The following is a 23,319-nucleotide window of genomic DNA, read 5'->3' as shown; positions in this document are numbered from 1 at the left end:
GGAAGGGCCGTTGGCTCTTCCCACCCACCGCGTCCGGTCACCCACTCTGGCTGCCGAGGTTGGTCAACGATGTTCGGATATGTGGTTCGGCGCATTGTCGCGGGTCTCGCGGTGGTGCTCGTCGTCATGGTGTTGTCGTTCTTCTTGTTCTTCCTCGGTCCGTCCAGGCCCGAGTACGCCATCTGTGGCGACCGCAACTGCACTCCCGACCGGCTCGCGGACATTCGTACGAGCCTCTCGCTGGACAAGCCCGTACCCGAACAGTTCATCGAGTACTTCACGGGAATCGCGACGGGGCGGGAGATCCATTCGGGTGGCTTCGTCAAGCCGTGCCCGGCACCGTGTCTTGGCTATTCCTTCGTCGCCGACGAACCCGTCACCCAGATGATCATCACGCGAATACCCGTCACGATCTCGGTGGCCCTCGGGGCGATGGTCATCTTCTCCATCGTGGGTGTGACGACAGGTGCCTTCGCGGCCATTCATCGCGGAACCATCTGGGACAAGACGCTCGTCAGTGGTTCACTGATGCTGACGTCGTTCCCCTATTACCTCGTGGCCCTGCTCGCCGCCATCTATCTGACCATCCAGTACTCGATATTTCCTCGCAGTAGCTATACGCCCCTGACCGAGAATCCGTTCGAGTGGTTCAAGGGGCTGTTACTTCCCTGGGTGGTCCTCGGCGCGGTCTACGCGACGGCCTACGCCCGCTACACCAGGGCGGCTATGGTCGAGGCGTTGGGCGAGGACTTCGTACGCACCGCGCGGGCCAAGGGACTCAGCGTCCGGCGAGTCCACTTCCGGCACGCGTTACGCGCGGGACTGACCTCGGTGGTCACGATCCTCGGCCTGGACCTCGCGGGCCTCCTCACCGGCACGGTCTTCACCGAGCAGATCTTCAACGTTCAGGGGCTCGGCCTCCTCGCGCTCAACGCCGTCGGGACCGGCGACCTGCCCGTCATCATGGGATCGGTGATGTACGCGTCGTTCCTGCTGGTGGCGTTGAACATCGTCGTCGACATCGTCTACAGCTTCCTCGACCCACGGGTGCGACTCGGATGAGCACGAACGAAACCTCCAGGCCCCAGCAGCCGTTCCTGTCCGTGGAGGACCTCACGGTCCAGTTCCCCACGCCCGACGGTGTGGTGAACGCCGTCACCGGCCTTTCCTACGACGTCCAACTCGGTCGCACGCTCGGGATTGTCGGTGAGTCCGGCTCCGGCAAGAGCGTGTCCAGCATGGCGATCATGGGCCTGCACGACCGGCGGCGTACGAAGATCTCCGGAAGCATCCGCCTGCAGGGCACCGACCTGGTCGGCGTCGACGACGAGCGCATGCGGAAGATCCGCGGCAACGCGGTCTCGATGATCTTCCAGGACCCGCTCTCCGCGCTGCACCCGTTCTTCAGCATCGGCGACCAGATCTCCGAGGCGTATCTCGCCCACCACAAGGCGCCGAAGGCGCAGGTCCGCAAGCGGGCCATCGAGATGCTCGACCGGGTTGGGATTCCGCAGGCGAGCCGTCGTATCGACGACTATCCCCACCAGTTCTCCGGCGGTATGCGGCAGCGAGCGATGATCGCGATGGCGTTGGTCAACGACCCGCAGCTGCTGATCGCCGACGAGCCGACCACGGCGCTGGACGTGACCGTCCAGGCCCAGATCCTCGACCTGCTGCAGGATCTGCAGCGGGAGTTCGGTTCGGCGATCATCCTGATCACCCACGACCTCGGCGTCGTCGCCGAGGTCGCCGACGACGTCCTGGTGATGTACGGCGGTCGGTGCGTCGAGTACGGCGCCTGCAAGCAGATCCTCACCCACCCTGAGCACCCCTACACCTGGGGCCTGCTCTCCAGCGCCCCGCACCTGACCGGCGACCCCGAGCAGCGCCTCAACCCGATCAAGGGCATGCCACCGAGCCTCATCAACCTCCCGAGCGGATGTTCGTTCCACCCGCGTTGCCCCTACGCCTCGCGGCTGCCGGACGACCGCTGCGTCGAGACCCTTCCGGAGCTGCGTCCGGGCGGGCGCGGTAGCGACCATCTCGTGCGGTGCCACCTGCCGAATCCGGACGAGATCTTCGTCGAAGAAGTCCAGCCGCGGATCGGCTGAGGGAGACAGGCCATGACAGAGACCACGACAGGGACCACACCGACCGCGGAGCGGACGTGGGGTGGCGGCACCGGGACCCCGCTGCTGGAGGTCAAGGACCTCGTCAAGCACTTTCCGGTCCGTTCGACCGGCGTGATCCGCCGAGTCGTCGGCCAGGTACAGGCAGTCGATGGGGTGTCCTTCTCCGTGGGCCGGGGCGAGTCGCTCGGGCTGGTGGGGGAGTCCGGGTGCGGGAAGTCGACGACCGGCCGGCTCATCACCCGGCTGCTGGACCCCACCAGTGGCGAGGTGCGGTTCGAGGGCACCGACATCGGCTCGCTCTCCCCGCGCAAGATGTTGCCTTTCCGGCGCGAGATCCAGATCATCTTCCAGGACCCGTACTCCTCGCTGAACCCGCGGCACACGGTCGGCTCGATCATCGGTACGCCGCTGCGGGTGCACAACATCGTGCCGAAGAAGGACGTTCTGTCCCGCGTCCAGGAGCTGCTCGAGGTGGTCGGGCTCAACCCCGAGCACTACAACCGCTATCCGGGGGAGTTCTCCGGCGGCCAGCGGCAGCGGATCGGTATCGCCCGGGCGTTGGCGGTGCGACCCAAGCTGATCGTGGCCGACGAGCCGGTCAGCGCCCTGGACGTCTCGATCCAGGCCCAGGTCGTCAACCTGCTGGCGGACCTGCAGAAGGAGTTCGGCATCTCCTTCGTCTTCATCGCCCACGACCTGGCCATCGTCCGGCACTTCTGCCCGAAGATCGCCGTGATGTACCTCGGCAAGATCGTGGAGGTGGCCGACCGGGAGCGGCTCTACACCCAGCCGCACCACCCCTACACCCAGGCGCTGCTGTCGGCTGTTCCCGACGTGGGGCAGGCGGCGGTGGGCGGCCGCCGGGAGCGGATCCGGCTGTTCGGCGACGTGCCGAGCCCGATCGACCCGCCGTCGGGCTGCCGCTTCCGTACCCGCTGCTGGAAGGCGCAGGACATCTGCGCGTCCCAGGAGCCGCCGTTGCGGACGCTGGTGGGCGGCCACCAGGTGGCGTGCCACTTCGCGGCCCCGCCCTCGGCCGCGGACGCGCAGGCGAGCCAGGCGGCCGTGGCCGCCGCCGTCGACGGTGACGGCGAGGTCCCGCTGGGCCGCTGACCTGGCCCGTACCCGCGCGGCCGGCACAGGCGCTGGCCGCGCCGGAGGTGGGGGAGCAGCCGGATAGTCTCGATCCGTGACCGACGAGGCGTTGTTCGAGGTGGCGGGGCAGCCGAGTGCCCCGGCCGGAGCCCGGGGTTCGGGCAGCCTGGCCGACACCGACCACCGGGCAGCGCCCCTCGCGGTGCGGATGCGGCCGCAGAGCCTCGACGATCTCGTCGGGCAGCGCCAGCTCCTCGCCCCCGGCGCGCCGCTGCGTCGGTTGATCGAGGGCGATCAGCCGATGTCGCTCCTGCTGTGGGGACCGCCCGGGTCGGGCAAGACCACGATCGCCGCGATCGTCAGCAGGCAGACCAACCGGACGTTCGTCGAGGTCTCCGCCGTCGCGGCCGGGGTCAAGGAGGTCCGCGCGGTGATCGACTCCGCGCGTCGTGACCTCGGCCGGGGTCGGGAGACGGTGCTCTTCGTCGACGAGGTGCACCGGTTCAGCAAGGCCCAGCAGGACGCGCTCCTGCCGGGCGTGGAAAACCGTTGGATCACCCTCGTCGCGGCAACCACCGAAAACCCCTTCTTCTCGGTCATCTCGCCGCTGCTGTCCCGGTCGCTGCTGCTGCGTCTGGAGCCCCTCTCCGACGAGGACATCGCCGGGCTGATCGACCGGGCACTCGCCGACGAGCGCGGCCTGGCCGGTGCGGTCACACTCGCCGGACCGGCCCGGGAGCACCTTGTCCGGATGGCCGGCGGCGACGCGCGGCGTGCTCTCACCTACCTCGAGGCCGGCGCGGGTGCCGCGATGGCCAACGGCGCCGCCGAGATCGACCTGGAGACGCTGGAGACGGCGGTCGACCGGGCCGCGGTGCGTTACGACCGTGACGGCGACCAGCATTACGACGTCGCCAGCGCGTTGATCAAGTCGATCCGCGGCAGTGACGTCGACGCCGCCCTGCACTACCTCGCCCGGATGATCGAGGCGGGCGAGGATCCCCGGTTCATCGCCCGCCGGCTGGTGATCTCGGCCAGTGAGGACATCGGCATGGCCGACCCGACGGCCCTCGGCGTCGCCGTCGCCGCCCACCAGGCCGCGCAGTTCGTCGGCCTGCCCGAGGCGGCGATCAACCTCGCCCACGCGACCATCCACCTGACCCTGGCGCCGAAGTCCAACGCCGTGGTCACCGCGATAGGCGCGGCACTGTCAGACGTACGGGCCGGGAAGATCGGCCCCGTTCCGGCGCACCTGCGCGACGCCCACTACAGCGGGGCGAAGAAGCTCGGCCACGGCGCTTCCTACCGCTACGCCCACGACGACCCGCGCGGGATCGTCGCCCAGCAGTACGCACCTGACGAGGTGGCCGGCCGGACCTACTACACGCCCACCAGCCGTGGCGCCGAGCAGGCGGCGGCGCAGCGACTGGAACGCATCCGCCGCATCCTCGCCGGCGAGGAGTGAGCCCGCGGCACGTCTCCCACCTTCCCGGCCAAAAGGGATGGTTCACGCCTGGGCGACCAGACGCAGGTCATCGCCACGACACGGCCCGTAGGGGCGGCGCACGACTTGTGCCTGACCGTTATAGGTTTGGTCGCCATGACTGCCGGTGAAATCGCGGGGCTGATCGCGGCCGCGGCACTGCTGCTGCTGGTGGGGCTCCTCGCGTACCCGATCCTCAAGCTCGGCAAGGTGCTCGACGAGACGCGCCTGCTGGTGCGGGGAGTGTCCGACGAGAGCGTACCGTTGCTGGGTGAGGTGACCACGACCGTGACGACGACCAACGCCCAGTTGGCGCGGGTCGACACGATCACTGCCCGTGCCCAGACCGTCTCGGACAACGTCGCCGGCCTGACCTCGCTGTTCGCGGCCACCCTCGGTGGTCCGCTGGTCAAGGTGGCCGCGTTCTCCTACGGCGTCCGCCGTGCGCTGGTCGCGCACAACCGGCGTGACGTGGAGCGCAGGGTCCGAAGCGAGATGAAGGCGGGCCGCCGCCGGAAGGGTGCGGACGCCTGATGAAGCGAGTGTTCTGGGTGGTCGTGGGTGCCACCGTCGGGGTTCTCGTGGTCCGCAAGCTCTCACAGAAGGCGGACCAGTTCACCCCACAGGGGATCGCCAAGCAGCTGAGCGGCCTCGGTGACGCCGTTCGCGCCTTCGGTGAGGAGGTGCGCGCCGGCATGGAGGCACGCGAGGAGGAGTTGCGCGACGCCCTTGCGCTCGACTCACCGCAGACCAACGGACACTCGGGCCTCGACGCAGACGCCGCCGCGCGTCTGGCCCGGGACCCCAACTCGACCTGGAGGGACGGTCGCTGATGGATACGGCGGAAGTTCGTCGGCGGTATCTACGTTTCTTCGGCGAGCGCGGCCACACGGTCGTGCCGTCGGCGTCGCTGTTGCTCGACGACCCCAACCTGTTGTTCGTCAACGCCGGGATGGTGCCGTTCAAGCCCTACCTCCTGGGCCAGCAGACGCCGCCCTACCCGCGCGCCACGAGCGTGCAGAAGTGCGTACGCACCGGCGACATCGAAGAGGTCGGCAAGACCACCCGGCACGGCACGTTCTTCCAGATGAACGGCAACTTCTCCTTCGGCGACTATTTCAAGGAACGCGCGATCGAGCTGGGGTGGGAGTTGATCACCCGCCCGGTCTCCGAGGGTGGCTTCGGCCTGCCGGAGTCCCGGATCTGGGTGACCGTCTACCACGAGGACGACGAGGCGGCGGGGATCTGGCAGAACCGGATCGGGCTGCCGGCCGAGCGCATCGTGCGCCGCGGCATGGCCGACAACCTGTGGTCCATGGGCGTGCCCGGACCCTGTGGACCGTGCAGCGAGCTCTACATCGACCGCGGCCCGGCCTACGGCCCCGAAGGTGGTCCGGAGGTCGACGAGGACCGCTACCTCGAGTTCTGGAACCTCGTCTTCATGCAGTACGAGCGTGGTGAGGGCCCCGCCAAGGAGGGCTACCCGATCCTCGGCGAGCTGCCCGCGAAGAACATCGACACCGGCATGGGCCTGGAGCGCATGGCGGCGCTGTTGCAGGGCGTCGACAACATCTACGAGAACGACGAGATCCGGCCGGTGCTGGACCGGGCGACCGAGCTCAGCGGCCGCCGCTACGGCGCGGACCACGCCAGCGACGTACGGCTGCGGGTCGTCGCCGACCACGTGCGCTCGGCGATGATGATCGTCAGCGACGGCGTCACGCCGAGCAACGAGGGCCGCGGCTACGTGCTCCGCCGGATCATCCGGCGCGCCGTCAACCAGATGCGGCTCCTCGGCGTCGACGAGAGCACCATGCCGACGCTGCTGCCGGTGAGCCAGGCCCGGATGAAGCTGTCTTACCCCGAGCTGGAGCAGGACTGGCAGCGGATCAGCTCGGTGATCTACGCCGAGGAGGAGACCTTCCTCGGCACCCTGAAGACCGGCGCGCAGATCTTCGACCTGGCCGCGGAGGAGACGAAGCGGTCCGGCGCCGCGACGCTGGCCGGGGCCAAGGCCTTCCAGCTGCACGACACCTACGGCTTCCCGATCGACCTCACCCTGGAGATGGCGGCCGAGCGTGGCCTGTCCGTCGATGAGGAGGGCTTCCGCCGGCTGATGGCGGAGCAGCGGACACGGGCCAAGGAGGACGCGGCCGCCCGCAAGTCGGCCCACGCCGACCTGTCGGCCTACCGTGGGGTCGCCGACCAGCTGGGTCGCTCGGTCGAGTTCACCGGCTACGACGAGGTGGTCTCCGAGGCACGGGTCGCCGGCCTCCTGATCGGCGGTGAGCCGGCCGGCTCGGCCCGCGAGGGCGACACCATCGAACTGGTCCTCGACCGGACGCCGTTCTACGCCGAGGGCGGTGGCCAGCTCGCCGACGAGGGCGTGATCGAACTCGCCAACGGTGCCCGCGTGGTCGTCCACGACGTGCAGTCGCCGCTCAGCGGCCTGATCGTCCACCAGGCGAAGGTGCTCGAGGGCGAGGTCGTTCCCGGCGTCGTCGCCCAGGCGCTCGTCGACATCGAACGCCGGCGGGCCATCTCCCGCGCCCACACGGCCACCCACATGGTGCACAAGGCGTTCCGTGAGGCGCTCGGCGAGACCGCCGCGCAGGCGGGCTCGGAGAACGCGCCGGGCCGGTTCCGGTTCGACTTCACCGCGACCGGTCCCGTGCCGGAGAGCGTGCTCGCCGAGTCGGAGGAGCGGGTCAACGAGCTCCTCCTCGCCGACCTTCCGGTCAGCGCGATGGTGATGCCGATCGCCGAGGCGCGGTCCTCGGGCGCGATGGCGCTGTTCGGTGAGAAGTACGGCGATGAGGTCCGGGTCATCTCGGTCGGTGACTGGGCCCGGGAGCTGTGTGGCGGTACCCACGCCAGCCGGTCCGGGCAGCTCGGAGTCGTCAAGCTGCTCTCGGAGTCCTCGATCGGTGCCGGCGTCCGGCGCGTCGAGGCGCTGGTGGGCGCCGACGCTTACCGCTTCCTCGCCCGTGAGCACGTGATCCTCGGCCAGCTCGCCGAGGCGATCAAGGCCAGGCCGGAGGAGCTTCCCGACCGCGTGGCCGGGATCCTCGATCGGCTGCGGGTGGCCGAGAAGGAACTCGAGCGGGTCCGTGTCGAGCAGGTGCTCGCGGCGGCGGGTCAGCTGGCGGCGAGCCCGAAGGACGTCTACGGCGTGGCACTCGTGGCGCACCAGGTGCCCGACGGCGCGTCGGCGGGCGACCTGCGCAAGCTCGCCCTCGACGTACGCGGCCGGATGCCTCGCGAACGCCCCGCTGTCGTGGCGGTGGTCGGCACCGCGGGCGGTCGCCCGTCGGTGGTGGTCGCGATCAACGAGGAGGCACGCACCTGGCGGCTCTCGGCCGGTGAGCTGGTCAGGATCGCCGCGGGTGTCCTCGGCGGCGGTGGCGGCGGCAAGGACGACGTCGCGCAGGGCGGTGGCACCGACCCGTCCAAGGCGGAAGACGCTCTGCGTCAAGTCGAGTACGCCGTCGGCACCCGGGTCACGAGTAGCTGACGGCGGGCGGACGATGCGCGGCGGGGTTCGGCTGGGTATCGACGTCGGCGACGTCCGGATCGGAGTGGCTCGGTCGGACCCTTCCGGTCTGCTGGCGGTGCCTGTGGAGACCGTCGCTCGAGGCGAAGGTGACCTCGACCGGATCGCCGCGCTCGTCGCTGAGTCCGAGGCCGTCGAGGTCGTCGTAGGGCTGCCCGTCTCGCTGTCCGGAGGCGAGGGCCCGGCGGCCCAGAAGGCACGGGAGTTCGCCCGGGCGCTCGCGGAGCGCCTGGGCGGGACCATCTCGGTCCGGCTCTTCGACGAGCGACTCTCGACGGTCAGTGCCCAGCAGGGCTTTCATGCCCAGGGGCTGCGCACCAAGAGCACGCGTGCGCGGATCGACCAGGCCGCTGCTGCCATCATCCTCCAGAGCGCACTCGACACCGAACGCTCGACCGGTAGCCCGCCGGGGTCAGCCGCCACCGGCGACTCCGCGCGGCGCGAGCGCAAGCGACAGCGAAGGGGAAGGGCCTCCAGTGAGTGAGCTAGGGTTCCGCACCTCCGGGCGCGTGCGCCACCGCAGAGGGCGAGGATGCATCGCGGTCCTCCTGGCGTTCGTCGTCCTCGGTGGCGCCCTCGGCTTCGTGGCCATCAAGGGCCGGACGTTCCTGACCGAGGCCTTCACGGTGCCCGACTACTCCGGCACCGGCGAGGGAGAGATCGTCGTCCAGGTGGAGAAGGGTGCCTCCAGCCGGGACATCGCCGCGACCCTGGAGGAGAAGGACGTGGTGAAGAGCGCCGAGGCGTTCACCCGCGCCGCGCGCAAGGACTCCCGTGCGCTGTCCATCCAGCCGGGCTACTACCGGCTGCGGGCGCAGATGGCGGCCTCGAGCGCCCTCAGCCTGATCCTCGACCCGAACAGCAGGATCCTCGAGCGGGTCACAGTGCCTGAGGGCCGCCGGATGACGCAGGCCGTGAAGATCATGTCGGAGAAGACGAACATCCCCGAGTCGGAGTTCATGGCGGTGTTGAAGGACCCGGCGTCGCTGGGGCTACCGTCCTACGCCAAGGGCAAGCCGGAGGGCATGCTCTTCCCCGCGACGTACGACGTCGACCCCGGAACCACCGCGGCCACCCTGCTCCAGGACATGACCGCGCGCTACCGCGACGTGGCCGACGACATCGGCCTGGAGAACGGCGCCGCCGACCTCGGGCAGAGCCCACTGGAGGTCGTGACGGTCGCCAGCCTGGTGGAGGCGGAGGCGCGGCGTCCGGAGGACTTCCCGAAGGTCGCGCGGGTGATCTACAACCGGCTCGCGGAGGGGCAACAGCTCCAGCTCGACTCCACGGTCCACTACGCCATCAACCGCTACACCCGGGTGTCGACCACGGCCGCCGAGCGGGCCAACAAGTCGCCGTACAACACCTACGTCCACGCCGGGCTGCCGCCGGGGCCGATCAACGCGCCCGGCGAGCGGGCTCTGCAGGCGGCACTGCACCCGGCGCCGGGGCAGTGGATGTACTTCGTGACCGTCAACCCCGACACCGGCGCGACGAAGTTCGCCCGCACCTACGCCGAGCACGAGGCCTACGTGGGCGAGTTCCAGCAGTGGTGTCGCGCTCACTCGGACCGATGCTGAGCGCGGTGGAGGCGGTCGGGTCGGCCCGAACCCGATCCCGCCGCTGCGCCGTCCTCGGATCCCCGATCGCGCATTCGCTCTCACCGGTACTCCACCGGACCGCCTACGCCGAGTTGGGCCTGGACTGGAGCTACGACGCCTTCGAGGTCGGCGAGGCCACCCTGGCCGGCTTCCTCGCCGACCTGGACCCGTCCTGGCGAGGCCTGTCGCTCACCATGCCGCTCAAGAGCGTGGTGATCCCGATGTGCGACGAGGTGTCGGAGGTCGCCCGCCTGGTCGGCGCGGTCAACACCGTGCTCTTCACCGACGGACGGCGTCTCGGTACCAACACCGACGTGCCCGGACTGGTGGCGGCGCTCGCCGAACGCGGGGTCACGCGGGCACGAAGCGGCCTGCTGCTCGGCGTCGGGGCGACGGCACGTTCGGCGCTGGCCGCTCTCGCCCAAACGGGGATCGTCGAGGTGTACGCGATCGCTCGCAATCCCGCCCGGGCGGATGAGCTACGAGCGCTGGCAGGCCAGGTGGGAGTCACTCTCACCGTCGTTTCGTGGGACCAGGTGGAGTCGGTTCCGCCGGTCGACGTGCTGGTGTCGACGGTTCCCGAGGAGGCGGCGGCAGCCGTGGCGGACCTCGTGGTCGAACGGACCGCGGTGGTGTTCGACGTCCTCTACCACCCGTGGCCGACCCGACTCGCCGCCGCCGCGCGGGCACAGGGCAGGACGGTCGTGGGCGGGCTCGACCTCCTCGTCCACCAGGCCGCGGTCCAGGTGGAGCTGATGACGGGGGAGTCCCCCGCCCCGGTGGTCGCGATGCGTACGGCGGGCGAGACGGCGTTGCGGGCCAGAGGGGCCTAGGGTGCGTCTCCCTCCCACCGTGACCACGGGTGGGACGGCGATGACAGGCGGAGGCGAGGAGGCGATCCGGCCGCTAGGCTCACCGCTCGTGACGGGGTCGGAGATCGCGCTGATGCTTGGCGGCGTCGCGCTGGGAGGGCTGGCCGGCCTGCTGGTTCCCGCCTGGGTGGCACGCCTGCCGCCCCCCGTCGCCGAGGAGGGCGAGGAGGAGATCTCCTACGCCGAGCTGGCCCGCTGGCCCGCGCTTCCGGCCGTGGCGGCGGTCACGACGGCGGTCTGCTGGGGCCTTGTGACCTGGCGGCTCGGCGCCGACGTGGCGCTGCCCGCCGTTCTCTATCTGCTCCTGGCCGGGACCCTGCTGGGCTACGTCGACCTGCGGGTCCGGCTGCTGCCCAACGCCGTGGTGCTCCCGTCCTACGCCGTGGTGGTGGTCCTGCTCGGCGCGGCCGCATTGGTGGCGGGTGCCTGGACCCAGTTGGCCTGGGCGCTGGTCGGCGGGGCCGCTCTGTGGGCCTTCCTCGCCTTCCTGGGCCTGCTCGCGCCGTCCGGCATGGGCTTCGGAGACGTGAAGCTCGCGGGGGTCCTCGGTATCGGCCTGGGCTGGTTCGGGTTGCCCTACGTCCTCCTCGGCACTTTTGTCGCGTTCGTCCTAGGGGGACTTGTCAGCCTCATCCTGGTGCTGGCCGGTCGGGCGCACCGCAAGTCGGCGATCCCGTTCGGGCCGTTCCTGCTGCTCGGTTTCCTGATCACCGTGATGTACGGCGACCAGGTGGTGGGCTGGTACCTCGCGCGCTGAGGATCCGGCGTCCGTGAAAGACTCTCGGTCATGCTCCGCTGGCTCACCGCGGGGGAGTCGCATGGCCCCGCCCTCGTCGCAATTCTCGAAGGACTGCCCGCCGGCGTCCAGATCACCTCGGCGGACGTCGCCCAGCAGTTGGCCCGGCGCCGACTCGGCTACGGCCGTGGTGCCCGCATGTCGTTCGAACGGGACGAGCTCGAGTTCGCGGGCGGTGTCCGGCACGGCCGCACCCTCGGCAGCCCGATCGCGGTTCGGGTCGGCAACAGCGAGTGGCCGAAGTGGGAGAAGGTCATGGCGGCCGATCCGGTCGACCCGGACGAGCTGGCGTCCCTGGCCCGCAACGCCCCACTCACCCGACCGCGGCCCGGCCACGCCGACCTGGTCGGCATGCAGAAGTACGACTTCGACGAGGCCCGTCCGGTGCTCGAACGCGCCAGCGCTCGCGAGACCGCGGCACGGGTCGCCCTGGGTTCCATCGCGTCCGCGTTCCTCCGGCAGGCGCTGGGCGTGGCCGTGCTGAGCCACGTGGTCGAGCTCGGCACAGTCCAGGCACCCGCCGGCACGCTGCCGACGGCCGCTGACCTCGAACGCATCGACGCCGACCCGGTGCGCTGCCTCGACCCGGCGACCAGCCAGGCGATGGTCGCGGAGGTCGACACCGCGCACAAGGAGGGCGACACCCTCGGCGGCGTCGTCGAGGTCGTGGTCTGGGGACTCCCGCCCGGACTTGGCAGTCACGTCCACTGGGACCGCCGGCTCGACGCGAAGCTCGCCGCGGCCCTGATGGGAATCCAGGCGATCAAGGGCGTCGAGGTGGGCGACGGGTTCGAGCTGGCCCGTACCCGCGGCTCCGCCGCGCAGGACGAGATCGAGCGCGGACCGGAAGGCATCCGCCGTACGTCCGGCCGTTCGGGTGGCACCGAAGGCGGCATGAGCACCGGCGAGGTGCTCCGGGTCCGCGCGGCGATGAAGCCGATCTCGACAGTTCCGCGAGCGCTTCGCACCGTCGACGTCGCCACCGGCGAGGAGGCGCGTGCCCACCACCAACGCTCCGACGTCTGCGCCGTACCCGCCGCCGGCGTGGTCGCCGAGGCGATGGTCGCGCTGGTCCTCGCGGAGGTGGCGCTGGAGAAGTTCGGCGGCGACTCGGTGGCCGAGACGCGGCGCAACGCGCAGTCCTACCTCGACCAGTTGAGGATCCGATGACAGCACCCAAGGTGATCCTGATCGGCCCGCCGGGCGCGGGTAAGACCACCGTGGGCGAGCTCGTGGCCCAGCGCCTCGGCGTGACGTTCCGCGACACCGACACCGACGTCGAGACCGAGGCCGGCAGCGTGATCGCCGACATCTTCGTCGAACGCGGCGAGGCCGCGTTCCGGCAGCTGGAGCGAGCCGCGGTGGTCCGCGCGATCGCCGAGCACGACGGCGTCCTCGCCCTCGGCGGCGGCGCGATCCTCGACGCAGAGACCCGCAAGGACCTGTGCAGCCAGCGGGTCGTCTTCCTCGACGTCTCCTTGGCCGACGCCGCGCACCGGGTTGGTCTGGACACCTCCAGGCCGTTGCTGCTCGGCAACGTGCGGGGCCAGCTGAAGCAGCTCATGGACGCGAGGCGCCCGCTCTACGGCGAGGTGGCCTCGACGGTCGTCTCCACCGACGGCCGGGATCCCTCCGACATCGCCGACGAGGTTCTGGGAGCCCTACGGTGACGGCACCGGTCCGGATCCACGTCGCGAGCGGCCGACCCTACGACGTCGTCATCGGCACGGGCCTCGCGCACGAGATCGCGCCGATGCTCGGCACCGGGGTCCAGCGCGTCGCGATCGTCCACCAGAGCGCACTGGCGGCCGCCGGCGAGGCCATCCGAAAGGAACTCGCCGGGCACGGCTACGAGGCTCACCTGCTCGAGGTCCCCGACGCCGAACAGTCCAAGACGGCCGAGGTCGCGGCCCGGTGTTGGTCCGCGCTCGGCGGATGGGGCTTCACCCGTTCCGACGCTGTCGTGGGCGTCGGTGGGGGAGCGACCACCGACCTGGCCGGCTTCGTGGCGGCGACCTGGCTGCGCGGTGTCCGGGTCGTCCAGGTGCCGACCACCCTGTTGGGGATGGTCGACGCGGCCGTGGGCGGCAAGACCGGGATCAACACCGCGGAGGGCAAGAACCTCGTCGGTGCCTTCCACGAGCCGGCGGGCGTCGTGTGTGATCTGGCCACGCTCCACACGCTTCCCGCCGCCGACTACGTGAGCGGTCTCGCCGAGGTCGTGAAGTGCGGTTTCATCGCCGACCGGGTGATTCTCGACCTGATCGAGTCCGATCCGGGCGCCGCCCGGACGCCGGAGGGCGGCCGTACCCTCGAACTCGTCGAGCGGTCGATCCGGATCAAGGCGGCCGTCGTCGCGGACGACCTCACCGAGACCTCGGCCACCGGCGGGGGAGGCATCGGCCGCGAGGTGCTCAACTACGGGCACACCTTCGCACACGCCCTGGAACGGGCGGAGCACTATCGCTGGCGGCACGGGGCCGCCGTGTCGGTGGGCCTCGTCTACGTCGCGGAGCTGGCGCGTCGAGCCGGCCGGTTGGACGAGCACACGGCCCGTCGTCATCGCGACGTGCTCGAGTCGCTCGGGCTGCCGACGTCCTACTCCGGTGCCGACTGGCCGACTCTCCTGGCCGGGATGCGCCTGGACAAGAAGGCGCGTGGCGACCTGCTGCGTTTCGTGGTGCTCGACGGTCTGGCCAAGCCGGGGTTGCTGGAAGGACCCGATGCCGACCTGTTGCTGGCGGCCTACGACTCGGTCACGCCGTAGTACGGCGGGTCCCCGTCTCCCCGGGCCGGCGGAAGCTCAGCCGGGACGGACGCCGGCCGTGTCCTTGATGTCGCGGCCGGCCGCGGCGCCGGAGCCCCGCGCGCAGTGGGCGCAGCAGAAGAACCGGCCGTCGACCTCCACACCGTGGCCGATGATCCGGCACCTGCACTGCTCGCACACCGGTGCCAGCCGCTGTACGGCGCACTCGAACGAGTCGAACGTGTGCACCGCACCTGTCGCGGTGTGCACCTCGAACGCCATCCAGTAGTCGTTGCCGCAGACCTCGCAGGCTCTCATGCCACGAAGGCTTCCCGGTGATGAGGACGCACACACGCGCGCCAGGTCTCACATAATTCCCGCGGTGCTGTGTAGCCCCGGAAACATCGGAGTGAGCACTCACTTCTTATTGACGGAGTGAGTACTCACTCCGTAGTCTCGTGGCATGACTGACACCCCTACCCGGCGCCGAGCGCCCGGGATGAGCCCGGAGCGGCGCCGGGAGATGATCATCGCCGCGGCCCTGCCACTGGTCGCGGAGTTCGGTGCCGCCGTGACCACCAGCCAGATCGCCCGTGCCGCGGGGATCGGCGAAGCGACGATCTTCCGCGCTTTCCGCGACAAGGAAGAACTCATGGACGCCTGCCTGGCCGAAGCCGTACGTCCGGATCACGCCGTCACCGAGATCGCGTCGATCCCCCTCGATCAGCCCCTCACCGACCGGCTGGTGGAGGCGGCGCAGGCGCTCAGCGCGCACCTGGACCGGATGGGTGCGACCATCGGCGCCCTGCACACGTCCGGGCATCGGTCAGGGGAGCGCCGTCGCGAACGCCCCGTGGTAGGTGCGGATGAGTCAGCACCGGGAGCGAGTCGGGAGGCGTCGATCACCGCGATCCGGGAAGCCGTCACCGACCTCTTCGAACCCGACCGGGAGACGCTGAGGCTGCCGGCGGAGGAGGCAGCGGCGATCTTCCTCGGCCTGCTCTTCATGCGGCCGCGCTCCGGTGCGTCGCCGCAGCCGAGCACGGAGGCCATCGTCGAGGTGTTCCTGTACGGCGCGCTCGCCGATGGGACGGGTGCCGCGACGACCACGACCACGGCCACGGGCGGCGACCAGGCGCCCGGGGGCCGCTGATGAGGGCGGGAGCGGCGGCGGCGCCTGTTCCGGCGGCCGGACCGGCCGCACGTATCCGCGTCCGGGCCCTCGTGACCCTGATTGCCGTGGCCGCACCGGCGATCGTCTGGTTGGCCGCCGTACCGCTGCTCGGGGTTCGACTGCTCGTGCCCGGCCGCCCGGGTCAGCCGACGTTGGAGATCGGCCTGGCCGTGGTCGTCGTGGTGGCACTGATCCCCAGCCTGGGCGGCTGGCTCCTGCTCGCGGCGCTGGAGCGGATCACGCGGCGGGCGCGAATGATCTGGACGGTCGTCGCCCTGGCCGTCCTCGCCCTGTCGTTCGGGTTGTTGACCGGCCCGATGGCGATCGCCACCCGCCTCACGCTGGGCCTGATGCACCTGGTGGTCGGCGCGGTGCTCGTCACGGGACTGCCGCGCAGGTCACGGCGCGGCCAGCGCCCGGTGGCCCGTCAGCCCAGAGCGCGGACGAACTTCTGGGCGTCGAGGATCCCCATGCCCGTCTCGTCGCAGACCAGGCGGATCGCGTCGACCTCGCGCCCCTGGGCGCGAAGGGAGCGGGCCCGGTCGGCAAGGTCGGTCCCGCCGGGGGCGACGGCCGGCGCGGTGGGACGGGTGACGTCGACGGCCTCGCCACGCAGGACCACCGACGGCGGACGGTGACCCGTCTGGATCGCCTCGACGAGGGCCTTGGCGTCGGCGAGCCCGAGGTTGGTGGCATCGCGGAGCTGCTTGATGGCCTGGATCTTCTTGTTCTGCCCGAGCAGAGTCACGATCGCGGCCATCACCATCGGGTCGACCGGGTGGTTCATCAGGTGTTCGGCGGCGGTCTTGATCGGCTTGCGAACGCCGGCCGCGACCGGCTGGTCGGGGTCCCGGCGCCGGAAGAGCATGAGCAGGGCGAGGATGGCGATCCCCACGACAACCACCCACATAACGTCGGCCACGCCACGATGGTAATGGCGAGTGGTCACCGCGTCAGCAGCCGCGTCGGCCATGGTCGCCGCTCGATCAGTGGGGCGGACCTGCTGGACCGCCCCAGCGATGGAGTACCGGTTCGCGACCCGCTCACCCCTCGACCCTGATCGGCAGGGCAGACCCTAGGCTTACCCTGTGCGTGTTCTCGTGCTGAACGGCCCCAACCTGGCTCGCCTGGGTACGCGTGAGCCGGACGTCTACGGCTCCACGTCCTTCGCCGACCTGGTTGCCGCCTGCGCCAAGTACGGCGCCGAGCTCGGCCTGGAGGTGGAGGTTCGGCAGACCGACCAGGAGGCCGAACTCGTCGGCTGGCTGCACGAGGCGGCCGACAGCGCGACGCCGGTGGTGCTCAATCCCGCGGCCTTCACCCACTACTCCTATGCCGTTCGCGACGCGTGCGCGCAGGTGGGTGCCCCGCTGATCGAGGTGCACCTCACCAATCCGGCCCGTCGGGAGACGTTCCGGCACACCAGCGTCGTGGCAGGGGTGGCGACCGGGACGGTCGCGGGCTTCGGCCTGGACTCCTACCGGCTGGCGTTGTCGGCCGTGGCGGCGCTCGCCACCGGCTGAGGTCCACAGCACCGGCACCACCCGTTTTCTTCGCCCTCGCCCCGGTCGAGCGAGGCCGTCCGGGAAGTCACCGGCGACCCCGCCTGACCAGGCCCGGGCAGCCGGACTTGCCGAGAGCACTCCGGAACGGAAGGCTTGCGGGTGTGCCCGACATTCACGCCGCCCGCAGAGACCGCCTGCGCGCCGTCCTCGCCGCGAGGGACATCCCGGCCGTCCTGATCAGCCGGCTCGTCAACGTTCGCTACCTGTCCGGTTTCACCGGTTCGAACGGCGCCCTCCTGGTGGGTGCCCACGGCAGTGCGGTCCTGGCCACTGACGGGCGCTACGGCGACCAGGCCGCCGCACAGGCACCCGACCTGGAGTGCGTCATCGACCGCCAGCTGCTGACGGTGCTCGCGCGGCGCGCGGTCGAGACGGGCAACACCCGCCTCGGGGTCGAAACCCACTCACTCACCGTCGATGCTCTCGAATCCGTCCGGACCGCCCAGGCCGCGCTCGCACCTGTCTCGGTGGGTCGGGTCGTGGAGGGCCTTCGCGTCGACAAGGACGACACCGAGCTCGACCACCTGCGCGAGGCCTGCGCCGTGTCGACCCGGGCGCTGGAGGGTCTGTTCGGGACCCGGCTGGTCGGGCGGACGGAGCGCGGGATCGCCCGCGACCTGGAGGCGCGGATGTTCGACGAGGGCGCGGAGGCGGTGGCGTTCGACACGATCGTCGCCGGTGGTGAGCACTCGGCGATCCCGCACCACCGGCCGACCGAGCGGCCACTCGCGCCCGGTGACTTCCTGAAGATCGACTTCGGTGCCCGGATCGCCGGATATCACGCTGACTGCACCAGAACGGTCGTCGTGGGTGCCGAGCCGCAGACCTGGCAGCAGGAGCTCCACGACGTGGTGCGCACGGCGCAGCGGGCGGGTCGGCACGCTCTGCGCCCCGGCGTCGACCTCGCCGCCGTGGACGCCGCGGCACGCGACGTGATCACGTCGGCCGGATTCGGTGACCGGTTCACCCACGGCCTGGGCCACGGTGTCGGACTGGAGATCCATGAGGACCCGTTCTTCGCGAAAACTGCGGACGGTAAACTAGGCGATCGCACTCCTGTCACCATCGAGCCCGGCGTCTATCTCTCCGGTAGAGGTGGTGTACGCATCGAGGACACCGGGATCGTCCACGATGGCGAGGTGGAGCTGCTCACTCGGGCCAGCAAAGACCTCCTCGTCCTGGACTGACGGGCGAGTGGCTTCGGCGGCTTCGTCCCAGCTTGGGTCGAAGCGACACAGAACGCGAAAGCTGAGAGGCAGAAGACTGCGGTGGCAACCACAAACGACCTCAAGAACGGCATGGTGCTCAACCTCGACGGGCAGCTCTGGAGCGTCGTGTGGTTCCAGCACCACAAGCCCGGCAAGGGTGGCGCGGTCGTGCGCACCAAACTCAAGAACGTCCTGTCCGGCAAGGTCGTCGACAAGACGTTCAACGCCGATGTGAAGGTCGACATCGCGACGGTCGACAAGCGGGACATGACCTACCTCTACAACGACGGCGAGGCGTACGTCTTCATGGACGCGACGACCTTCGACCAGATGCCCATCCCGCCCGACGTGGTGGGCGAGGCGTCGCACTTCATGCTGGAGAACCAGGACGCGACGGTCGCGATCCACGAGGGCATCCCGCTCTACGTCGAGCTTCCCGCCTCGGTCGAGCTGACGATCGACTACACCGAGCCGGGCCTGCAGGGTGACCGTTCGACCGGTGGCACCAAGCCGGCGCGGCTGGAGACGGGCTACGAGATCGCCGTCCCGCTCTTCATCACCACCGGCGAGAAGGTCAAGGTCGACACCCGGTCCGGCGACTATCTCGGACGCGTCTAGTGCCTGCCCGTGCCCGGGCGCGTAAACGGGCGGTCGACATTCTCTACGAGTCGGAGCTTCGCGGCCGACCTCGACGGACGACGCTCGCGGAGCGTGTCGAGGCCGCCGACCCGCCGGTGCCCGACTACACCGCACGGCTCGTGGAGGGCGTCGAGGAGCACTCCGAGCGGCTCGACGAGCTGTTGTCCGCCTACTCCCAGGGATGGACGCTGGAGCGGATGGCGCCGGTCGACCGCAACATCCTGCGGATCGGCGCCTTCGAGCTGCTCTACGCCGACGAGGTACCCGACGCGGTGGCGATCAGCGAGGCCGTCCGGTTGGCTCGTGAGCTCGCGAGCGACGAGTCGCCGGCGTTCGTGAACGGACTCCTCGCGCGGCTGATGGAGCTCAAACCGACCCTGCTCTCCTAGCGGATCGCCGCTCGACCAGAAGTGCCGCACAGCGCACCACAGCACCACCCAGTGCCCCGGTTCCCGCCCAGGTCAGACGACCGTGGGCGGGCCCGGGGCCTTGTTGTCTGTGACCGCTCGATCACACATGCGGCATTTGTCCTACCCGCGAATCTCCGATAGGAAGGTTCCCGACCCGCGGTCATGCCGGTGCCCAAGGTATGGCTGTGCCGAGCGCCAGGAGAGCGCCCCGGGCCGGGTGGTGATCCCGCTCCGGTAAGCCCAAACCCGTGGGGGAGGAGACCGGTGGATGAGTTTGTGGGACTTCCTCGTTGATCGTCGAGAGGTCCTTGTCTTCCAGGGATTTCAACACGCCTCGATGGTGGCGCAGAGTGTCGTACTCGCCGCGGTTCTCGCGGTCGTCGTCGCCGCGCTCGTGCATCGCGACCAGCGAGCCGTCGGTATGGCGACGGCGGCCAGCGCGGTCGGGCTGACGATCCCGTCGTTCGCGCTGCTCGGCCTCCTGATCGCCCCGTTGGGCATCGGGGTCGCCCCGGCGGTCACGGCGCTGGTGTTCTACGCGAGCCTTCCCATCCTGCGTAACGCCGTCGTCGGCCTGGCAGGCGTGGACACCGCACTCGTCGACGCCGCGCGCGGCATGGGCATGAGCCGGCTTCGCACCCTGCTGCGGATCGAACTCCCGCTCGCCTGGCCGGTCATCCTGGCCGGCATCCGGGTGTCGACCCAGATGGTGATGGGGATCGGCGCCATCGCGGCCTACGTCTCCGGTCCCGGTCTGGGTGGACTCATCTTCACCGGGTTGGCCCGACTGGGCGGCGCCAACTCCGTCAACTCCGCCTTGGCAGGCACGCTCGGCGTCGTCGTCCTCGCGTTGGTCTTCGACGGTTTCCTCGTGCTCCTCGGCAAACTCACGACCCCGAGGGGGATCCGTGTCTGACCACGCCTTGCTCGAAGACAGTCGCGACCGGCGGACGCCCGAGGTCGAGGGCCACGGCGTGCCCATCGACCTCGTGGACGTCACCAAGCGCTATCCCGGTCAGCAGGCACCGGCCGTGGAGAACGTCAACCTGCGGATCCCGGCGGGGGAGATCGTCGTCCTCGTCGGACCGTCGGGGTGCGGCAAGACCACGACGATGAAGATGATCAACCGGCTGATCGAACCGACCAGCGGGCAGATCCTGCTCGGTGGGGAGGACGTGACCCGAAAGGACGCCGACCAACTGCGCCGTGGCATCGGTTACGTCATCCAGTCCGGCGGTCTCTTTCCTCACCTCACGGTCGGGGCCAACGTGGGCATCGTCCCGGGTCTCCTGCGCTGGAAGCGATCCCGAACCTCCGAACGCGTGGACGAACTGCTCGAGCTCGTCGGTCTCGACCCGGCCCGCTACCGCGACCGCCACCCGCGCGAACTGTCGGGCGGGCAACAACAGCGCGTCGGCGTCGCCCGGGCACTGGCAGCCGACCCACCGGTGCTCCTGATGGACGAGCCGTTCGGCGCGCTCGACCCGATCACTCGCCAGCGGCTCCAGGACGAGCTGCTGCGGATCCAGGAGGAGCTGCGCAAGACCATCGTCTTCGTCACCCACGACTTCGACGAGGCGGTCAAGCTCGGCGACCGGATCGCGGTGCTCGCCGACCGGTCGCGGATCGTCCAGTACGACACCCCGGCGGAGGTCCTCGCCAACCCGGCGGATGAGTCGGTGGAGGGGTTCGTCGGCGCGGGAGCCGCGCTGAAGCAACTCACGCTGCGGCGTGTCGGCAGTGTCGACCTCGACCAGGCGGTCACGGCGACGCCGGGGGAGCGGACCGAGGAGGTCGTGGCCCGGACGCGGGCGGCCGGACGCCAGCACTGCATCGTGCTCGACGAGCGCAACCGGCCCTTGCGCTGGATGTCACTGCGCGACCTGCACCGGCAGACCGCGACGCTCGCGCCCTGCGCCCGTGACGACGGCCTGGACGTCGTCGGTGTCCAGTCGACGCTGAACGACGCCCTCGACACGATGCTCACCTCGAGCCACGGTGTGGTGGTCGTGACCGGCCGTCGCGACACCTATCAGGGAGTGGTGCGGGTCGAGACGATCATGCACGCGATCCAGGAGTTGCACGGCGACCCCTCGGTGGAGGAGGGGGCGCGACGGTGAGCCGTACGACGTTGGACCGGGACGCGATCGCCCTCGAAGCCGAGAGGGCCCGCGGACGATCGCGCCGGCGTTGGATCGCCCAGCCCGCGGCCGTCCTCCTCGCCCTGCTCGGCGTGGCCGCCTACATCGCGGTCGCCGACCTCGACCCGGTGGCACGTCGCCAGCTCGACTGGTCCGCGCTCCTCGCCCACACCTGGGAGCACGTCGAACTCGCCGCGGTGTCGACCGTCGTCGTCCTCGTCGTCGCGCTGCCGCTCGGTGTCCTGCTCACCCGCGGCCGGGCGAAGGCGGTGGCGCCCCTCGTGGTGACGGTGGCCAACATCGGACAGGCCGCGCCGGCGATCGGCATGCTCGTGCTGTTGGCGCTGTGGCTCGGCCTCGGCTTCCGCACCAGCGTGGTCGCGCTGGCCGCCTACGCGATCCTGCCGGTGCTCCGCAACACGATCACCGGCATCCAGGGAGTCGATCCGCGGCTCGTCGAGGCCGGGCGCGGGATGGGTATGTCCGCCACGTCCGTGCTGGTCCGGATCGAGTTGGTGCTGGCCGTCCCGGTCATCCTGGCGGGCGTGCGGGTGGCCCTGGTGCTGCTCGTCGGTACGGCCACCCTCGCGACGTTCGTCGACGGAGGCGGGCTCGGCACCCTGATCACCACCGGCATCAAGCTGCAGCGGACCGGCGTGCTGGTGGTCGGGGCCGTCCTGGTCGCCGCTCTCGCGCTCCTCATCGACTGGGCGGGACGGATCGTCGAGGACATCGCCCGGCCCAAGGGCGTCTGAAGGGAGTCGGGTCAGATGACGAGGGAACGCCAGAACCGGGTTGCCGGGCGCCGAGCGCTGCGTGCCGCCGCCCTCATGCTCGTGGGGCTGGCGCTGGCGAGCGGGTGCGGTCTGAAGGGCGCCTCGCAGTTCGCGCCCGACGCCGAACCCGGCTCGGTCCGGCCGGAGCCGGATCTGAAGGACGTCCGGATCGTCGTCGGTTCGAAGGACTTCACCGAACAACTGATCCTCGGCAAGATGGCCGTGATCATGCTGAGGGTGGCGGGAGCCGACGTCGTCGACCAGACCGGCATCTCCGGCAGTGTCGCGGTCCGGCAGGCCCTGGAGCGCGGCTCGGTCGACGCCAACTGGGAATACACCGGCACGGCGTGGGTCAGCTACTTCGCCAAGCCGAAGCCGGTGCCCGGCCGCGAGGCGCAGTGGCAGGCCGTCCGTCAATACGATCTTGCCCACCACCAGCTGGAGTGGTTCGCACCCGCGCCGATGAACAACACCTACGCCTTCGCCGTCCGATCCGAGGACGCGAAGAAGCTCGGCGTGTCCAAGATGTCCGATCTCGCACGGTTACCGAAGGACGACCTGACCTTCTGCGTGGAGTCGGAGTTCGCGAGTCGGGACGACGGGTTCGAGCCGATGCTCAAGGCCTACGGCATCCCGCTCGGAAGCAAGGTTCCGCGCGGCAACGTCCGCACCATGGACACCGGTGTGATCTACGACGCCACGGACAAGGGGCGCTGCCATTTCGGTGAGGTCTTCACGACCGACGGCCGGATCAAGGCGCTCGGCTTGACCGTCCTGGAGGACGACAGGCACTTCCTGCCCAACTACAACGTCGCGTTCAACCTGCGCGAGGAACTTGCCCGGGCGCACCCGAGGCTGCGTGCCGTCATGGAGCCGTTGACGGCCAAGCTCACCACGCAGGCGATGCTCGACCTCAACGCCAAGGTCGACGTCGACGGTGAGGACCCCGGGTTGGTGGCCCGGGACTGGCTCCGTTCACAGGGTTTCGTGCGGTGAGACGAACCGACCACCTCAGCACCCGGGACGCCCCGTCGAACGGGTACACCCCGGTGTGTGGCCGACCCGTCTCAACCGCCGACCTGCTGACGGATGTGAGAAACACAACGTCGGAGGCCGGTCGGCCCGGAA

25 protein-coding genes and 1 pseudogene are annotated in these 23,319 nt (G+C 70.1%); 24 read left to right on the top strand and 2 right to left on the bottom strand.

All coding sequences use genetic code 11. The features are described 5' to 3' along the window. Positions 1-69: 69 nt before the first annotated feature. The 14 genes from HEB94_RS34745 (at position 70) to aroB (ending at position 14,299) form a co-directional block, all read left to right on the top strand. Entirely contained in the window at positions 70-1,062 is a 993-nt protein-coding gene (locus tag HEB94_RS34745; RefSeq protein ID WP_192753761.1) for an ABC transporter permease, read from the top strand. Then, positions 1,059-2,111 (top strand): ABC transporter ATP-binding protein, encoded by a 1,053-nt coding sequence (locus HEB94_RS34740; RefSeq protein WP_192753760.1) that lies wholly within the window; start codon positions 1,059-1,061, stop codon positions 2,109-2,111. The genes HEB94_RS34745 and HEB94_RS34740 overlap by 4 nt, the downstream gene beginning before the upstream one ends. Positions 2,112-2,123: 12 nt before the next feature. After that, on the top strand, positions 2,124-3,245 hold the full coding sequence (locus tag HEB94_RS34735; RefSeq protein WP_192753759.1) for an ABC transporter ATP-binding protein: 1,122 nt from the start codon (positions 2,124-2,126) through the stop codon (positions 3,243-3,245). A gap of 76 nt (positions 3,246-3,321) precedes the next feature. Further along, entirely contained in the window at positions 3,322-4,692 is a 1,371-nt protein-coding gene (locus HEB94_RS34730; RefSeq protein WP_337918111.1) for a replication-associated recombination protein A, read from the top strand. 135 nt (positions 4,693-4,827) lie between these two features. Then, a complete protein-coding gene (locus HEB94_RS34725) occupies positions 4,828-5,244 on the top strand; it encodes a DUF948 domain-containing protein (protein ID WP_192753758.1) in 417 nt (138 codons plus the stop codon). Then, complete coding sequence (locus HEB94_RS34720) at positions 5,244-5,543, top strand: DUF6167 family protein (RefSeq protein WP_192753757.1); 300 nt, start codon at positions 5,244-5,246, stop codon at positions 5,541-5,543. The genes HEB94_RS34725 and HEB94_RS34720 overlap by 1 nt, the downstream gene beginning before the upstream one ends. Next, positions 5,543-8,224 (top strand): alanine--tRNA ligase, encoded by a 2,682-nt coding sequence (gene alaS / locus HEB94_RS34715; RefSeq protein WP_192753756.1) that lies wholly within the window; start codon positions 5,543-5,545, stop codon positions 8,222-8,224. The genes HEB94_RS34720 and alaS overlap by 1 nt, the downstream gene beginning before the upstream one ends. A 13-nt stretch (positions 8,225-8,237) precedes the next feature. Next, positions 8,238-8,747 carry a Holliday junction resolvase RuvX gene (gene ruvX, locus HEB94_RS34710; protein ID WP_192753755.1) on the top strand — a complete coding sequence of 170 codons (510 nt, stop codon included), beginning with the start codon at positions 8,238-8,240 and terminating at the stop codon, positions 8,745-8,747. Next, on the top strand, positions 8,740-9,843 hold the full coding sequence (gene mltG / locus HEB94_RS34705; RefSeq protein WP_192753754.1) for an endolytic transglycosylase MltG: 1,104 nt from the start codon (positions 8,740-8,742) through the stop codon (positions 9,841-9,843). Before ruvX ends, mltG begins: the two co-directional genes overlap by 8 nt. Continuing rightward, positions 9,837-10,697, top strand: a complete 861-nt coding sequence (locus HEB94_RS34700) for a shikimate dehydrogenase (protein ID WP_192753753.1) — start codon at positions 9,837-9,839, stop codon at positions 10,695-10,697. The genes mltG and HEB94_RS34700 overlap by 7 nt, the downstream gene beginning before the upstream one ends. A gap of 19 nt (positions 10,698-10,716) precedes the next feature. Continuing rightward, positions 10,717-11,493 carry a prepilin peptidase gene (locus tag HEB94_RS34695; protein WP_202896732.1) on the top strand — a complete coding sequence of 259 codons (777 nt, stop codon included), beginning with the start codon at positions 10,717-10,719 and terminating at the stop codon, positions 11,491-11,493. 30 nt (positions 11,494-11,523) lie between these two features. Continuing rightward, positions 11,524-12,702 carry a chorismate synthase gene (aroC, locus tag HEB94_RS34690; protein ID WP_192753752.1) on the top strand — a complete coding sequence of 393 codons (1,179 nt, stop codon included), beginning with the start codon at positions 11,524-11,526 and terminating at the stop codon, positions 12,700-12,702. After that, positions 12,699-13,202 (top strand): shikimate kinase, encoded by a 504-nt coding sequence (locus tag HEB94_RS34685; protein ID WP_192753751.1) that lies wholly within the window; start codon positions 12,699-12,701, stop codon positions 13,200-13,202. The genes aroC and HEB94_RS34685 overlap by 4 nt, the downstream gene beginning before the upstream one ends. Continuing rightward, positions 13,199-14,299 carry a 3-dehydroquinate synthase gene (aroB, locus tag HEB94_RS34680; protein ID WP_192753750.1) on the top strand — a complete coding sequence of 367 codons (1,101 nt, stop codon included), beginning with the start codon at positions 13,199-13,201 and terminating at the stop codon, positions 14,297-14,299. The genes HEB94_RS34685 and aroB overlap by 4 nt, the downstream gene beginning before the upstream one ends. A gap of 36 nt (positions 14,300-14,335) precedes the next feature. Here the strand turns inward: aroB and HEB94_RS34675 are convergent, their stop codons facing one another. Next, a complete protein-coding gene (locus tag HEB94_RS34675) occupies positions 14,336-14,596 on the bottom strand; it encodes a Prokaryotic metallothionein (RefSeq protein ID WP_192753749.1) in 261 nt (86 codons plus the stop codon). 145 nt (positions 14,597-14,741) lie between these two features. Between HEB94_RS34675 and HEB94_RS34670 the strand changes: the two genes are divergently transcribed. Both HEB94_RS34670 and HEB94_RS54945 read left to right on the top strand, forming a co-directional pair. After that, positions 14,742-15,431, top strand: coding sequence for a TetR/AcrR family transcriptional regulator (locus HEB94_RS34670; protein ID WP_202896731.1), 690 nt, complete (start codon positions 14,742-14,744; stop codon positions 15,429-15,431). Then, positions 15,431-15,799, top strand: a pseudogene (locus HEB94_RS54945) (DUF6069 family protein); the annotation flags it as partial. The gene HEB94_RS34670 and the pseudogene HEB94_RS54945, both read left to right, overlap by 1 nt. A gap of 80 nt (positions 15,800-15,879) precedes the next feature. Here HEB94_RS54945 and HEB94_RS49735 read toward each other — a convergent pair. Then, the gene (locus HEB94_RS49735; RefSeq protein WP_202896730.1) at positions 15,880-16,374 is read right to left on the bottom strand and encodes a ribosomal protein L7/L12; all 495 of its coding nucleotides are present in this window, start codon (positions 16,372-16,374) and stop codon (positions 15,880-15,882) included. Positions 16,375-16,540: 166 nt separating this feature from the next. On the opposite strand from HEB94_RS49735, the gene aroQ reads away from it, so the two are divergent. From aroQ to HEB94_RS34620, 8 genes are all read left to right on the top strand, one after another. After that, positions 16,541-16,975 (top strand): type II 3-dehydroquinate dehydratase, encoded by a 435-nt coding sequence (gene aroQ, locus HEB94_RS34655; RefSeq protein WP_192753747.1) that lies wholly within the window; start codon positions 16,541-16,543, stop codon positions 16,973-16,975. Between the two features lie 143 nt (positions 16,976-17,118). After that, positions 17,119-18,204, top strand: coding sequence for a M24 family metallopeptidase (locus HEB94_RS34650; RefSeq protein ID WP_192753746.1), 1,086 nt, complete (start codon positions 17,119-17,121; stop codon positions 18,202-18,204). A gap of 81 nt (positions 18,205-18,285) precedes the next feature. Then, complete coding sequence (efp, locus tag HEB94_RS34645) at positions 18,286-18,843, top strand: elongation factor P (RefSeq protein WP_192753745.1); 558 nt, start codon at positions 18,286-18,288, stop codon at positions 18,841-18,843. Beyond that, complete coding sequence (gene nusB, locus HEB94_RS34640) at positions 18,843-19,253, top strand: transcription antitermination factor NusB (protein WP_192753744.1); 411 nt, start codon at positions 18,843-18,845, stop codon at positions 19,251-19,253. Before efp ends, nusB begins: the two co-directional genes overlap by 1 nt. A gap of 289 nt (positions 19,254-19,542) precedes the next feature. Continuing rightward, positions 19,543-20,190, top strand: coding sequence for an ABC transporter permease (locus HEB94_RS34635; protein WP_192753743.1), 648 nt, complete (start codon positions 19,543-19,545; stop codon positions 20,188-20,190). Continuing rightward, entirely contained in the window at positions 20,183-21,394 is a 1,212-nt protein-coding gene (locus HEB94_RS34630; RefSeq protein WP_337918110.1) for an ABC transporter ATP-binding protein, read from the top strand. The genes HEB94_RS34635 and HEB94_RS34630 overlap by 8 nt, the downstream gene beginning before the upstream one ends. Further along, positions 21,391-22,170, top strand: coding sequence for an ABC transporter permease subunit (locus tag HEB94_RS34625; protein ID WP_192753742.1), 780 nt, complete (start codon positions 21,391-21,393; stop codon positions 22,168-22,170). The genes HEB94_RS34630 and HEB94_RS34625 overlap by 4 nt, the downstream gene beginning before the upstream one ends. Positions 22,171-22,185: 15 nt before the next feature. Beyond that, the gene (locus HEB94_RS34620; protein WP_192753741.1) at positions 22,186-23,187 is read left to right on the top strand and encodes a glycine betaine ABC transporter substrate-binding protein; all 1,002 of its coding nucleotides are present in this window, start codon (positions 22,186-22,188) and stop codon (positions 23,185-23,187) included. Positions 23,188-23,319: the final 132 nt, after the last annotated feature.

Source organism: Actinopolymorpha pittospori (assembly GCF_014873875.1).
In the GTDB taxonomy this organism is placed as follows: Bacteria; Actinomycetota; Actinomycetes; order Propionibacteriales; family Actinopolymorphaceae; genus Actinopolymorpha; species Actinopolymorpha pittospori.
This window is presented reverse-complemented; position numbering and strand designations above follow the sequence as displayed.

Excerpts from the sequence above, each read along its gene's own strand:
- aroC (WP_192753752.1), top strand. The coding sequence starts at position 11,524 with ATGCTCCGCTGGCTCACCGCGGGGGAGTCGCATGGCCCCGCCCTCGTC.
- HEB94_RS34620 (WP_192753741.1), top strand. The coding sequence starts at position 22,186 with ATGACGAGGGAACGCCAGAACCGGGTTGCCGGGCGCCGAGCGCTGCGT.
- alaS (WP_192753756.1), top strand. The coding sequence starts at position 5,543 with ATGGATACGGCGGAAGTTCGTCGGCGGTATCTACGTTTCTTCGGCGAG.
- HEB94_RS34685 (WP_192753751.1), top strand. The coding sequence starts at position 12,699 with ATGACAGCACCCAAGGTGATCCTGATCGGCCCGCCGGGCGCGGGTAAG.
- HEB94_RS34700 (WP_192753753.1), top strand. The coding sequence starts at position 9,837 with ATGCTGAGCGCGGTGGAGGCGGTCGGGTCGGCCCGAACCCGATCCCGC.
- HEB94_RS34745 (WP_192753761.1), top strand. The coding sequence starts at position 70 with ATGTTCGGATATGTGGTTCGGCGCATTGTCGCGGGTCTCGCGGTGGTG.
- HEB94_RS34725 (WP_192753758.1), top strand. The coding sequence starts at position 4,828 with ATGACTGCCGGTGAAATCGCGGGGCTGATCGCGGCCGCGGCACTGCTG.
- HEB94_RS34670 (WP_202896731.1), top strand. The coding sequence starts at position 14,742 with ATGACTGACACCCCTACCCGGCGCCGAGCGCCCGGGATGAGCCCGGAG.
- HEB94_RS34735 (WP_192753759.1), top strand. The coding sequence starts at position 2,124 with ATGACAGAGACCACGACAGGGACCACACCGACCGCGGAGCGGACGTGG.
- HEB94_RS34740 (WP_192753760.1), top strand. The coding sequence starts at position 1,059 with ATGAGCACGAACGAAACCTCCAGGCCCCAGCAGCCGTTCCTGTCCGTG.
- HEB94_RS34635 (WP_192753743.1), top strand. The coding sequence starts at position 19,543 with ATGAGTTTGTGGGACTTCCTCGTTGATCGTCGAGAGGTCCTTGTCTTC.
- ruvX (WP_192753755.1), top strand. The coding sequence starts at position 8,238 with ATGCGCGGCGGGGTTCGGCTGGGTATCGACGTCGGCGACGTCCGGATC.
- HEB94_RS34720 (WP_192753757.1), top strand. The coding sequence starts at position 5,244 with ATGAAGCGAGTGTTCTGGGTGGTCGTGGGTGCCACCGTCGGGGTTCTC.
- HEB94_RS34675 (WP_192753749.1), bottom strand. The coding sequence starts at position 14,596 with ATGAGAGCCTGCGAGGTCTGCGGCAACGACTACTGGATGGCGTTCGAG.